Genomic DNA, 14,726 nt, shown 5'->3' with positions numbered 1-14,726 from the left:
TTATTTGGGGGTATTTATGGATGCTAATGAATTAAAAAAAGAAAGTGCTAAGAAGGCATTAGACTATATAAATGATGGAATGGTTGTTGGATTAGGAGCTGGCGGAAGTGTAGCATATCTTGCAGATTATTTAAGTGAGAAATCAAAGAATGGATTTAATGTGAAGATAGTGACTCCCTCCCGCGCGACTAAGTTAATGTGTCATGAGAAAGGATTAAATGTAATAGATACTTCACTCATAAGTAATATTGATGTAGCCTTTGATGGATGTGATGAGGTAGATTCAAAATTAAATGCACTTAAAAGTGGAGGAGGAGTTCATACAAAAGAAAAGCTAATAGGAACCATGGCAAAAGAGTATATTCTTTTAGTTGATGAAAGTAAATTTTCAAAGACACTTACTTTTAAGGCACCGGTAGTTTTAGAAATAATAGAAGAGGCCCTTAGTTATGTAATTCGTGAGGTAAAAGCATTAGGAGGAGAGCCTAAACTTAGAAGTTCAAAAGAAAAGGATGGTTTTGTAATAACAGATAACGGAAACCTTTTACTAGATGTAAGTTTTAAAAATGTTAATAACATTGAAAACTTAGATAAAATCCTAAAGAATATAAGAGGAGTTGTAGAAACTTCACTATTTGTAAATGTTGTAACAAAAGTCATAGTAGCATCTGAAAATGAAATAAAAGTTATAGAATAGTAAAAACTCCGAAGTACAATGAATAGGCTTCGGAGTTTAGCTTATTATTTAAATGTCCATATCTTATTAATTATAAAATTGGCTGCAAATCCTAAAATAATAGCAGGTATTTGGGAGAGTGTTTTATTAGCTCCAAGTATGTGCACAAAGAACCAAAGAGTTGAACTGTTAATTATAAATGATATAACATTGGTTATTAAAAATTTTACACCTGTATCCACTGATGCTTTTTTCTTAAATACAAAGTTACTACTTAAAATAAAGCCATTTATGGTTCCTGCGACATAACCAATAGCATTAGCAATTAAATAATTAACGTTTATATATATTAATAAATTATAAATAATAAAGGTAATTAAGGTGTTAAGTACACCAACCACTGAAAACTTTAAAAGTTTATCCATTATTAAATACATCCTTCCTGGTATATTATCATATTTGGGATTTCATAATTTATATTATAACAATATAAAATGGTGATTCAATGGATATTCTATGTGAATTTTATGGGATAACTCACATAATTAATGGTAAATGTACTTATAAAAAATAGTTCTAAGTAAATTTAGAACTATTTTTCAAAAAGTATGAATATTTGAAGTTAAAAGTCTTCTAATGGTATGTCTAAAATAGGATAATTATCAGCTTCAGAATCATCATAATGCCACCATTCAGTTTCTATGGTATCAAATCCATTCTTCTCCATTACTGAGGTGAGTAGTTCAAGATTTTTTTTCGCAGTATCAGAGATCTTTGTATTAGTTCTGTAGGCATTTGCATTAAATTCATCAAATCCAGTAGGCATTTCAAGTTCTTTACCCGTGCTATCTACTAGCGTGATGTCTACAGCTGCACCTCTATTATGTCTTGAACCACTAACATATGGTGAAGCAATAAATCGTCTATCTTTAACTAAGTTCCACAGGTTAACCTGTACAGAAGCTGGTCTATAGGCATCCCAAATTTTAATTTTATAACCAAGTTTCTTAAATTCATTATTTGCATTTATTAATTTATCTAAAGTTCCTTTTTGTAATAAGCAAGTATCTACAGGATATACTTTTTTGCCAGTAAAATTATTAGTAGTTGAATATCTTAAATCTATTATGAAACTTTCATCATAATCTAGTACGGGTACTAATCCACTTTGGTCAGAAGTAGTATCTTTTGACATGAGGTACTTTTCACCAGCTAGATTAATAACAGATGTAGTGGTTGGAGTACCTTTGCTCTGTGAAAAAAAAGCACCAGCGCCGAGTCCAGTTCCAATTCCTGCTGAAAATATTAATGCTGATATTATAAAAATCAATAAATTTTCTTTCTTCACTTAAATACTCCTTTCTACAAACATACTAGTTACTAATTATTATTTCGGTTAAAATAGTAATTAGTTAATATTATACTATATAATTCACATAACTAAGTTTTAATATTTAGTAAAGGTTTTTAAGTTTCCTATAAAAAACCTATAACATATTAAAATAAGAAATTATTTTTAGAAAGCTTAAAGAGGTTCAAAATGGACAATGGAGGAATAAGAATTTCTGTTAGAAATTTAATAGAATTTATATTAAGAAGAGGAAGTATTGATAGTAGTTATATGGGTAATAAAAGAGCGCAAGAAGGAACAAGGGCTCATCAATATCTTCAAAAAGAAAATTCTAAGATTTATGAAGAATATAAAAAAGAAGTTTATTTTAAGCATATTTTTGAAAGAGAGAGTATGTCAATTTCTGTTGAAGGAAGAGCAGATGGCATTATAAAAATAGATGACAGAATAATCATTGAGGAAATAAAAAGCACAACAAAAGAACTATTACTTATAGAAGAAGATAGTAATATGCTTCATTGGGCACAAGTGAAATTTTATGGATATATGTATCTAATAGAAAATAATGAGGACTCCATAGAGCTGCAGCTCACATATATTCATCTAGATAGCAATGAAACAAAAAAATTTAATAAAGTTTTTGAATTACAAGAATTAGAGGAATTCGTTAACTTTGTAGTAGATGAATATATAAAATGGGCTCTTTTTACCTTAGACTGGGTAAAAGAAAGAAATACTTCAATAAAGCTATTAGAATTTCCATTTGAAAAATATAGAAATGGACAGAGAGAATTTGCAGTAGTAGTATATAACACAATTAAATCAAAAGGAATGCTATTCGCACAGGCGCCAACAGGCATAGGTAAGACTATATCAACATTATTTCCATCAATAAAATCCTTAGGAGAAGAATTATCAGACAGGATATTTTATTTAACAGCAAAAACTATAACAAGAACTGTGGCAGAAGAATCACTGAGATTAATTAGAGATAAGAAAGTTAGAATAAAAAGTATAACTTTAACTGCAAAAGATAAAATATGCTTTAATAGTGATTCTAGTTGTAATGCTGAAGATTGCCCTTATGCAAAAGGATATTATGATAAGGTGAATGAAGCACTTTTTGATATTATAAATAATGAAGATGAATTTACCAGAGAAAAGATTGAAGGCTATAGTAAAAGATATGAAATATGTCCATTTGAGTTTTCACTAGAAATATCTAACTGGAGTGATGTTATTATTGGAGATTATAATTACGTATTTGATCCTAGAGTTTATTTAAAACGATTTTTTGATGAAAGTTCAGAAAAATATACCTTTTTAATAGATGAGGCTCATAATCTAGTATCTAGAGGAAGGGAAATGTTTTCTGCAACATTGGAAAAGAGAGCTATACTAAACGCAAAAAAAATATTAAAAGGAGAAAAAAAGTTAATTAAGTATTTAAATAAGATAAATACATACTTAATATCATTAAAAAAAGATGCTCAGGATAAAGCGGTAAGGGAAGCAATAGTAGATGAGCCTACAGTACTTTACGAATATATAAGAGGATATTTAAAAGAATGTGATGAATTTCTTGTAACTCACAAGGATTTTCCAGAGTATGAGCAGATATTAGAGTTATATTTTCAATTAAATACATTTATAAATATTAGTGGGTTTTATGACGAAAATTACTTAACTATAGTTAAGTTAGATGGAGAAGAACTGATTTTAAAGTTGTTTTGTATAAATCCAAGTAAGAATTTAAGAGAAGGAATGAATAGATCAAATAGCAAAATAGTATTTTCTGCGACACTTTCCCCGGGAAATTATTTTATTGAATTGTTAGGGGGAAGTGAGGAAAGTTATAAGATGAGTCTTCCATCACCTTTCCCAGAGAAAAATCTTTTGACACTAATTGCACCAGTATCCACAAGATATAAGCATAGAGAAGTAACTATAAATAAGATAATTTCTATGATAGTAGAATTCGTAAAAGCTAAAAGAGGAAATTATATGTGCTTTTTCCCATCATATAAATATATGAAGCAAGCTCAAGAAGTTTTGGAATCTATAAATGAAGATATAATATTTATGATCCAGAAGGAGAATATGAGTGAGGAAGAGAAAGAGGAATTCTTAGGAGAATTTAAAGAACCAAAAGATAAAAGTCAATTAGGCTTATGTGTAATGGGAGGAGTATTCTCCGAGGGAATAGACTTGACAGGAGATTCTTTAATAGGAGCAATAATTGTTGGGGTGGGTTTGCCTCAAATATCCTTTGAACAAGACTTAATAAAGGACTTTTTTAAGGAAAAGGGAGAGGGATATGATTATGCTTATACTTATCCAGGCATAAATAAAGTTATGCAAGCAGTAGGAAGAGTGATTAGAAGGGAAGAGGATAAGGGAGCTACATTACTTATAGATGATAGATTTATTAGTAATAAGTATTTAAGATTGATGCCAGAAAATTGGAGAGACCTCAAAATAGTCAGAGATAAGGAAGATATAATTAAAGAAATGGACGATTTCTGGAGTTAACTTAATATTTAAAAGGTACCATATTAAAGATAATATGGTACTTTTTTATAAAGATTTAGTCCATTCCCTTGAAGTATACTAATTCATGTTATATAGTTATATGTAATACTTAGAAGGGCTTAAGGGGGGGAAGAAATGCTTAATAAGTTTAATATATATAAGGGGCTACCGAAAACTATATATATAGTATTCATAGTACAAATAATCAATAGATTTGGTGATTTTGTTATGCCGTTCATGACATTATTCTTAATTAAAAAGTTGAATATGCCATTAAGTATGGTAGGGATAATTGTAATGGTAACATCACTAATAACAATACCTGGATCTATGCTAGGAGGGACTTTTGCAGATAAGTTAGGGAGAAAAAAGACTTATATATTTGCACAAACTGCATCAGCATTATTTCTCGTGCCTTGCGCATTCTTAGGTACATCATACATTATAGTAGCATTTCTTATGATATCAACGTTCTTTAATGGAGCAGTAAGACCAGCCTTGCATGCAATAATTGCAGATGTTTTGCCACCAGAAAAAAGACAAGCAGGATATTCACTTCAATACTTAGGAATAAATATTGGCGTTGCAATTGGTCCTATTGTAGCAGGGTTTCTATTTAATAATTTTCTTCCGATGCTTTTTATAGGAGATTCATTAACATCATTCATTGCATTAGGACTAGCGTATATTTATATAAAAGAAACTAAACCTAATCTTATAAAAGGGGAAAATAATCCTAAAGAAAAACTTAAAAAGGATAATATAGTACAGATCTTATTAGGAAAGCCAGAAATACTAGTATTTTTAGCTATTTATATTATATTTACAGTAGTATCAACTCAGAGTACTTTTGCATTACCTCTGATGATTGATAAGGTATTTGCTATAGACGGTGCAGAAAAATATGGTTTTCTAATGAGCGTTAACGCAATTACAGTTATATTCCTCACAGTTTTTATTACACGATTAACAAGGAGAATACATTCATTAATTAATATTTTGGTTGCAATAATGCTTTATGGAATTGGACTTGGGATGATAGGAATCATAAAGTCATATACACTATTTGTTATATCTACAGTAATATGGACTATAGGAGAAATTCTCATAGTTACAAATTTTGGGGTTTACTTGGCTAATAAAAGTCCTTCAGATTATAGAGCGAGATTTAGTGCAATTGGAAGCTTGAGTTGGGCTACTGGGGCATCAGTGGGTACTTCATTAGGAGGCAAATATATTCAAAAACAAGGAATTGTAGAAGTATGGCCTTTAGCATTTGTTTTATGTTCCTTTTCAGCATTTTTAATGTTTCTTCTTTATCTACACAGTACTAAAACAGAGAAAGTTAAAGCAGAATCATAAAAAAATATAATAAAAAATAGATTATTTATTTCGGCAGAGTAGATTAGCTACCTGCCGATTTTTTTACATATTTTTATATTCATAGGGGATAATAAATTTTACAATTAGAAAAATAAGGAGTGTGTGGAATGTTCTATATTTATATAATTCTTATATTATTCATAGCCATACTTGGGTTTTATCTATTTTTTAAATATAAAGGCAATGAAGAAAATAATTTAATGGAGGATGTTCCATCTATAAGTGTAAGTCAAGAGGATTTAGAGAAACACGCATTAGAAATATCTCAACACTTTAATTTGGTAACAACTAGATCTAATTCTAGAAGAAAGCTATTAAAGAGCTTAGATAAAAGTTATAGGAATATTATCCAAACATATGAGTTTATAGATAATGAGGTGAAATATAAAAAAGAGGTTGTGGCAGCAGCAGAATGGATGCTCGATAACCTTTATTTAATTGAAAAAGAATATAAAGATATAAAATATAATATGCCTAATTCTTATTACAAAGGATTACCTGTAATAAAAAAAGGAATAATGAAAGGATATCCTAGGATATACCATATAGCAGTAGAGCTTATTTCTCATACAGACGGAAGAATATATGAAGATACAATAGAAACCTTTATAAATGCTTATCAGAAAAATACAATACTCTCAATGGGTGAGTTATGGGCACTACCAATTATGATTAGAATTGCCTTAATTCAAAATATAAGCAAAATTGCTGAAAAGATTGCTTATGCACAAAAAGAAAAGGAAAAGGGAGAATTATTAGCAGAGGAATTAATAAATGCTTATAACAATAACAGATTGAATGATAAGCTACAAGAATTAAATGATAATACAGTCTACAGCTCACATTTTATAGAGAAGTTTGTGAAAATTTTAAGAAATAATGGAATAGATAGCATTGAATTATATGAATGGTTAGATAGCAAGTTAGAAATTCAACAGACTACAACTGATAAAATAATAATTGAAGAACATCAGTTGCAGGCTGCTTTTCAAATGTCTATAGGAAACTCAATAACAAGTATAAGAGAAGTTGGAGGAATCCCATGGAGGGATTCATTTGAAAAGTTAAGTTTAGTAGAAGGAATATTAAAGCAAGATCCTATTAAAATATATACCTCTATGGATTTTGAATCTAGGGATAACTATAGGCATATGGTAGAAAAAATAGCTAAAAATAAGAATGTGCCAGAGATTCTTATTGCAAAAAAAGCTATTGAATGTGCAAAAAGCTCAAATGACGCAGAGGAATATAGAAAACATATAGGATATTATCTTATAGATAACGGAATAAACGAGTTAAAATACGCTATAAATCCAAAAGCTACAATGGATAGAAGGTTTAATGAATATGTAAATAAGCATAAAGTGAAATTGTATATTGGTACAATTGTCATACTTACGACTTTATTATGTTTTTTGATTCTAGCATTGGTTTCAAATGGTGATAGGAATGTATCAGGAATTGTTTATATAATAGAATTTCTAGCACTAATAATTCCTTGTAGTGAAATAGTAATCTCAATATTTAATTGGAGCATAAATAGAATATCTACTCCAAGATTTATGCCTAAAATTGAATTTAAGGATGGTCTACCAGTAGAATGTTCAACAATAGTTGTCATACCAACTCTATTAACAAGTAAATCAAGAGCAAAAGAATTAATTAGTGATCTTGAGGTTTACTATCTAGCCAATAGAGAGAAAAATATATATTTTGCATTATTGGGAGATTTTAAAGATAGTCTGTTTAAAGAAGAATTACAAGATGAAGAAATTATTGAAACAGCACTAGCAGAAACTAAAAAGCTTAATGAAAAATACTCCGATTCAGGTGAAGATATTTTCTATTTTTTCAATAGATATAGGCAATTTAATGAAAATGAAGGAATATGGTTAGGCTGGGAGAGAAAGCGTGGAAAGTTAATGGAGTTTAATGCTCTTTTAAGAGGAAACAAAAATACCAGCTATAACATAGTGAGCGGAGATATAGAAAAGCTTAAAAATGTAAAGTATGTAATAACCTTAGATGCAGATACTCAGTTACCACGAGATATTGGTAAAAAGTTAGTCGGGGCTATGTGCCATGTGCTTAGTAAACCGTATTTAGATAAGGAACATAAAAAGGTTTTAAGAGGATATGGACTTATGCAACCACGTGTCAGCGTAGGAACAATGGAAGCTAACAAAACTATATTTTCTAAAATATTTTCAGGTGAAACAGGAATAGATATGTATACGAGCGCAATATCAGATGTTTATCAAGATATATTTGGTGAAGGAATTTTTACTGGTAAGGGAATTTATGATATAGACGTATTTAATTATATGTTAAAGGATGAAATACCTGAAAATAAAGTTTTGAGCCACGACTTGTTAGAAGGATCATATGTTAGAGCAGCTTTGTTAACTGATGTAGAGCTGATTGATGGATATCCTGCATATTATAATTCTAGTTCGAAGAGATTACATAGGTGGGTAAGGGGAGATTGGCAAATAATTAGTTGGATAACCAAGAAATCACCATTAAATTCATTATCAAGATATAAGATATTTGATAATTTAAGAAGAAGCCTTTTGGCACCATCAATAATAATGTTAGTTGCACTATCATTTTTGTTATTTCCTTTCTCTGACAAAGGATTAGTCGTTGCATTATTGGCGCTTTTATGCCCTGTAATATTTGATGTATCAGAAGCGGTAGTTTCACCAGTTAAAGGAATAAGTTTGTCAGGAAAAATAAGTAATTGTATGACAGCTATTGAACAAATGTTTCTAATATTTTGTTTTTTGCCATATCAAGCTTATCTAATGATAGATGCAGTTATTAGAACTTTATATAGACTTATTATTAGTAAAAGAAATTTGTTAGAATGGCAAACAGCTGCTGATGTTGAAGCTAAATTAGGTAGAAATCCAAAAAGCTTTATTAAGTCTATGTGGCCTGGAAGTTTAATTAGCTTAGTAATCCTAATATTATCATTTGGGGTATCGACTCAGTCAGGTACATTAATGATACCTTCATGTCTTCTTTGGTTTATCAGTCCAATAATAGCTTATTTTATAAGCAAGGAGATAAAGCCTAAAGAAAACATTTTAGAACAAGAAGATGTAAAACTATTAAGAAGGTTTAGTAGAAAGACATGGGCTTACTTTGAGGACTTTGTGAATGATGATAACAACTGGCTTGCTCCTGATAATTTTCAAGAGGATCCTCCAAAAGGAGTAGCTACTAGAACATCTCCTACAAATATGGGAATGGGTCTTACTGCTAATTTGGTTGCTTATGATTTAGGCTATATTGGAATGTTAGAAACAGTTGAAAGGCTTGAGAAAATAATTGTTAGCATGGAAGGGTTAGAGCAGTATAAAGGTCACTTTTATAATTGGTATGATACTGTTAGCAAGGAGCCATTATTCCCCAGATATGTCTCAACTGTTGATAGTGGTAACTTGGTAGGATATTTATGGTTAGTTTCTGAAACCTTGGATGAGTATAGAAAATCTATTATGATTAACGTAAATAAAATTCAAGGATTGTATGATACATTTAATTTGACTAATAAAGAAATAGAAGAACTAACAGGAATCAAAGAGCTTAATAATGAAGATATTAATGATATAAATCAGAATGAATTTGATATTATTACTTGGAAAGATATGTTGAATAAATTCAGTAATAGAGTAGCAGAAATAGAGAAATTACAAGATGGAAGACAATTATACTGGAATTCTAAAGCTAAAAAACTAATTGATGGATATAGTAGAGAGCTTGAAGAACTTTTTCCATGGGTAGATATGATATATGAAGATGAGAATGATACATCAAGTATAGTACAAAACCTTAAAAATTTATTATCGCAAACACCACTTTATTTAATTAATTCTGAAATTGAAAAGATTGAAAATGACATAGAAAGAAATATGAGAAATGATAGCTTAGAAGAACGTCAAAAGGATAAAATACATAAACTTAAAGAACTTCTAAATGAGAGTAAAGAAAATGTTTATAAGTTTATTGATAAAATATCAGAATTAAAAGCAAGAATAGATAAAATGGCTGAAGATACTAATTTCACTATGCTATATCATAAAAATAAACATGTATTTGCAATTGGATATGATATTGAAAAAGATTCGTTAAGTAATTCATATTATGATTTACTTGCTTCTGAATCAAGGCAAGCAAGCTTTGTTGCAATAGCCAAAGGTGACGTAGAGCAAGAGCATTGGTTTAACTTGAGTAGAGCAATGACTTTAATAGGTAATAAAAAAGGTCTGGTCTCCTGGAGTGGAACAATGTTTGAGTATTTTATGCCACTGTTGATTCTCAAAAACTATCCAGATACTTTACTTCAAGAAACTTATAATAGTGTTATTTACGGCCAAAAAGGGTACTGCAAAGATAGAAATGTACCATGGGGAATATCAGAATCAGCATTCTATACCTTCGATGCAGCTTTAAATTATCAATATAAGGCATTTGGAGTACCTGGAATAGGTTTGAAAAGAGGGCTATCAAATGAATTAGTAATATCTCCATACTCAACAATTATGGCATTACAGATAGATTTACTAGATTCAATAAACAATATGAAAAGGCTTATTAATGAAGGAATGGATGGAAAGTACGGCTTCTATGAAGCTCTAGATTATACAAAAGAAAGAGTACCTAAAGATTTGAAAAAAGGCATAGTTAAATGCTTTATGGTACATCATCAAGGCATGAGCTTGATGGCGCTAAACAATGTGTTAAATAATAATATTCTACAAGAAAGATTTCATAGAATTCCTAGGGTGAAAGCGACAGAGTTATTACTCCAGGAGAAAATTTCAAAGAGGATAATCTATAATAGAAAACATCAATTTGAGCCAGTAGAGTTTAATATTGAAAAACAACCTATTGTAATAAGAAAGTTTAATACAGCAAATACTCAAAGTCCAGAAACTAATATCATCTCAAATGGCAATTACTCAGTTATGCTAACTAATAGTGGAAGTGGCTATAGTAAGTGTGATGAATTGACTGTTTATAGATGGAGAGAAGACTTGACGCTAGATAATACAGGAATGTTCTTCTATATTAAGAATTTAAACTCAAATGAATATTGGAGTGCTGCATATGAACCTTGTAAAAAAGAAGGAGATAGCTACGAAGTTAAGTTTTCATTAGATAAGACTGAGTTTAAAAGAAAGGATGGAAACTTAAGTACTAAATATGAAATTGCCGTATCACAAGAGGATAATGCAGAAACAAGAAAAATATCAATAACTAACAATAGTGAACATTCAAGGACCATTGAGTTAACAAGTTATATGGAAGTTACACTAGCACCTTATAATGCTGATATTGTACATCCGACTTTTAGTAATCTTTTTATAAGAACAGAATATGTGGGAGAACCAGCTTGTGTTATTGCTAATAGAAGACCAAGAGCTAAAGGACAGAAAAAACCCCATGTAGTTCAAACAGTAGCAGTTCAAGGGAACTTACTAGGAAATATTGAGTATGAAACTAGCAGGGCAAATTTTATTGGAAGAGGTAATGATGTTTCTAGACCATTTGTAATGGAGAATGGAGCTCCTCTTACTAATACAACTGGTGCAGTGTTAGACCCAATAATAAGTATGAGAGTAAGGCTGGAGATTAAAGCAGGTGAAACTGCCAAGGTAGCATTTACATCAGCATTAGGAAATTCAAGGGAAGATGCAATAGAATTAGCAAAGAAGTATAGTCAAATGTTTAACGTAAAGAGAATATTTGAAATGGCATTAACCCAGACACACTTAGAAATGAAGTACTTAGATATTAAGTCTACTCAAGGAAACTTATATCAATATATGGCTTCAAAAATATTATTTATTAATCAGTCTCTGAGAGAACGAGAAAAATACATTAAAGAGATTAGAAAAGCACAATCTTCCTTGTGGCCTTATGGTATATCTGGTGATTTACCTATTTTACTTTTAATATTAAGAAACCAAAAGGATTTAGATTTAGTAAGACAGTTACTTAAGGCACATGAATATTGGTCAGCAAAAGGATTGAAGGTAGATTTAGTCATATTGAATCTTCAAAATACCGTGTATACCCAGCCATTGCAAGATGGAATTAGGGATATGATTACTTCAAGTCATGCAAGAGATAAAGAAAATAAGCCAGGAGGAGTATTTGTTCATAGTAAAGGAACTATGTCTAATGATGATGTGGATTTCCTTATTGCTATAGCAAGACTTGTTATAGATGCTGAAAAAGGCAGCCTTATGGAGCAACTTAAGGTTAAATATAGAAACAATCAAGAGGGAAAATTGCTACCAGTTAGAAGTAAATCATATAATACAAAAGCTTTCAGATTTGATGAAAGAAATTTAGAATACTTTAATGGATATGGTGGTTTTGATGAAGAGATGGATCAATATACTATCATATTAAAAGAGCATAAGAATACTCCAGCGCCTTGGATTAATGTAATTTCAAATGGGGAATTTGGATTCCATATATCTGAAAGTGGAAGTAGCTACACTTGGTATAAGAATAGTAGAGAGAACAAGGTAACTACTTGGTCAAATGATCCAGTAACAGATCCACTAGAAGAAGCTTTATATTTAAGAGATGAGGAGACTGGACAATTGTGGGGGATTACCCCAAAACCTATGAGAGACCAAGGGAAATATATTATTGAACATGGATTTGGATATTCTAGATTTAAACATGAGGCTAATGGAATAATTGGAGAAGTAACGTATTTTGTTCCCATTGATGAGAGTGTTAAGCTAGGAATAGTAAAGCTTAAGAATAACTGTGATGAAAATAGAAGGTTATCATTATCATACTACGCTCATATGGTATTAGGAGTAGTTCCTCAGCAAACAGCTCAATATATATCTACATATTTGCAAGATGGTAAATACATATATGCTCAAAATCCTTACAGTGAACATTTCGGAAGAGCATATGCATATTTAACAATTGCAGGTGGGGAAGAAACATCCTATACAGGAAATCGAACCGAGTTCTTTGGAAGAGGGGGTATAATTGATAGACCGAAAGCTCTAAAGTATGAGAAATTTAGTAATTCTGTTGGTTCAGGCTATGATCCTTGTCTAGCATGTAATACTAAAATAGAAATAAAGCCAGAGGAAGAATTAGAACTTGTGATAATACTAGGACAAAAAGAGAATATAGAAAATATCAATAAGGTTGTTGAGCAATATAGCAATATAGAAGCGTCGGAAGCAAAATTAAAAGAAATTAAGGAATATTGGGAGGAATTGCTCCATAGAATACAAGTTAAAACTCCAGATAAAACTATGGATATATTGCTTAATGGTTGGTTGATGTATCAAACAATATCTTGTAGATATTGGTCTAGAACAGCCTTCTATCAATCTGGTGGAGCAATAGGCTTTAGAGATCAACTTCAAGATGTTATGGCTATTGGATTTTTAAATTCAGAATTTACAAAGGAGCAAATTTTACACAGTGCCACAAGACAATTTGTTGAAGGCGATGTTCAGCATTGGTGGCATCCAGTAGTCAATAGTGGAATAAGAACAAGATTCTCAGATGATCTTTTATGGTTACCATATGTAACAATAGACTATATTAAAAATACTGGTGATTATAGCATATTAGAAGAGGAAGCTGGTTACTTAGAAGATGAACCATTAAAAGAAGGAGAAGATGAGAGATATAAAGTTACTCCTGAGTCAGATAAAAAAGGAAGTATATATGAGCATTGTGTAAGAGCCATAGAAATAGCATTAAAATTTGGACCACACAATATTCCACTAATGGGAAGTGGTGATTGGAATGATGGTATGAGTACCGTTGGAAATGAAGGTAGAGGTGAAAGTGTGTGGTTAGGATGGTTCTTATATAGTATACTTAATGATTTTAAGGAGATATCAAAATATAAAGATGATAATGAAAGAGCAAAGAGATATGAAGAAATGAGAGACTTTATAGGTGAAAATCTTGAGGAGAATGCTTGGGATGGCGGATGGTACAGAAGAGCTTATTTTGATGATGGAACACCATTAGGATCAATTGAAAATGATGAGTGTCAAATTGATTCATTATCTCAATCATGGTCAGTAATCTCAGGAGCGGGAAGAGAATCTAGGGTAGAAGAGGCTATGGCAGCTTTAGAAAGATATCTTGTTAAAGAAAATATGGGAATGGTTCTGTTATTAACTCCAGCATTTAATAATTCTATGCTAGAACCAGGATATATAAAGGGGTATGTGCCAGGAGTTAGGGAGAATGGGGGACAATATACTCATGCAGCAACATGGGTTATACTTGCAATGACTAAGCTAAAGTATAATTATAAAGCTTGGAGAATATTCCACATGATAAACCCAATTAACCACTCCAAGTCATATCTTGAGTGCGAAAGATATAAGGTTGAACCATATGTAATGACTGCTGATATCTATGCAACAGAAGGGCATGAAGGCAGAGGTGGATGGAGCTGGTATACAGGTGCATCTGGATGGATGTATAGAGTTGGTATAGATGGTATACTTGGACTTAAGCTAAAAGAAGGAAAGGGATTTTCAATAGAACCATGCATACCAGATGAATGGAATGGATATGAAATAAACTATAGAAAGGATGGGTGCACTTATCATATACAAGTAAAGAGAGGAGAAACCAAAGAAATATATTTAGATGGAGCTCCTATTAAAGATAATATAATACCATACTTAGATGATGGTGAACATGAGGTTCAAGTAATAATATAGAACAAATAAATTAAGGTGACTAGAATATCTAGTCACC

At 30.8% G+C, this 14,726-nt stretch carries 6 protein-coding genes; 4 read left to right on the top strand and 2 right to left on the bottom strand.

Going from position 1 to position 14,726, the window contains the following annotated elements; translation table 11 throughout:
- Positions 1-16 precede the first annotated feature (16 nt).
- Complete coding sequence (gene rpiA, locus PTZ02_RS15675; protein ID WP_274228737.1) at positions 17-697, top strand: ribose-5-phosphate isomerase RpiA; 681 nt, start codon at positions 17-19, stop codon at positions 695-697.
- Between the two features lie 44 nt (positions 698-741).
- Here rpiA and PTZ02_RS15670 read toward each other — a convergent pair whose 3' ends face one another.
- A complete protein-coding gene (locus PTZ02_RS15670; protein ID WP_274228736.1) occupies positions 742-1,101 on the bottom strand; it encodes a GtrA family protein in 360 nt (119 codons plus the stop codon).
- 197 nt (positions 1,102-1,298) lie between these two features.
- Positions 1,299-2,024, bottom strand: coding sequence for a M15 family metallopeptidase (locus tag PTZ02_RS15665; protein ID WP_274228735.1), 726 nt, complete (start codon positions 2,022-2,024; stop codon positions 1,299-1,301).
- 192 nt (positions 2,025-2,216) lie between these two features.
- Between PTZ02_RS15665 and PTZ02_RS15660 the strand changes: the two genes are divergently transcribed.
- The 3 genes from PTZ02_RS15660 to PTZ02_RS15650 all read left to right on the top strand — a co-directional run bounded on the left by PTZ02_RS15660 (position 2,217) and on the right by PTZ02_RS15650 (position 14,689).
- Entirely contained in the window at positions 2,217-4,559 is a 2,343-nt protein-coding gene (locus tag PTZ02_RS15660) for an ATP-dependent DNA helicase (protein ID WP_274228734.1), read from the top strand.
- 135 nt (positions 4,560-4,694) lie between these two features.
- Entirely contained in the window at positions 4,695-5,921 is a 1,227-nt protein-coding gene (locus PTZ02_RS15655; protein WP_274228733.1) for an MDR family MFS transporter, read from the top strand.
- Positions 5,922-6,049: 128 nt separating this feature from the next.
- Complete coding sequence (locus PTZ02_RS15650; protein ID WP_274228732.1) at positions 6,050-14,689, top strand: GH36-type glycosyl hydrolase domain-containing protein; 8,640 nt, start codon at positions 6,050-6,052, stop codon at positions 14,687-14,689.
- Positions 14,690-14,726: the final 37 nt, after the last annotated feature.

The organism is Clostridium sp. 'White wine YQ' (assembly GCF_028728205.1).
Taxonomy (GTDB): domain Bacteria; phylum Bacillota; class Clostridia; order Clostridiales; family Clostridiaceae; genus Clostridium_T.
This window is presented reverse-complemented; position numbering and strand designations above follow the sequence as displayed.

What these genes read in the sequence shown, in the direction of transcription:
- rpiA (WP_274228737.1), top strand. Translation starts at nt 17, where the DNA reads ATGGATGCTAATGAATTAAAAAAAGAAAGTGCTAAGAAGGCATTAGAC.
- PTZ02_RS15655 (WP_274228733.1), top strand. Translation starts at nt 4,695, where the DNA reads ATGCTTAATAAGTTTAATATATATAAGGGGCTACCGAAAACTATATAT.
- PTZ02_RS15670 (WP_274228736.1), bottom strand. Translation starts at nt 1,101, where the DNA reads ATGGATAAACTTTTAAAGTTTTCAGTGGTTGGTGTACTTAACACCTTA.
- PTZ02_RS15660 (WP_274228734.1), top strand. Translation starts at nt 2,217, where the DNA reads ATGGACAATGGAGGAATAAGAATTTCTGTTAGAAATTTAATAGAATTT.
- PTZ02_RS15650 (WP_274228732.1), top strand. Translation starts at nt 6,050, where the DNA reads ATGTTCTATATTTATATAATTCTTATATTATTCATAGCCATACTTGGG.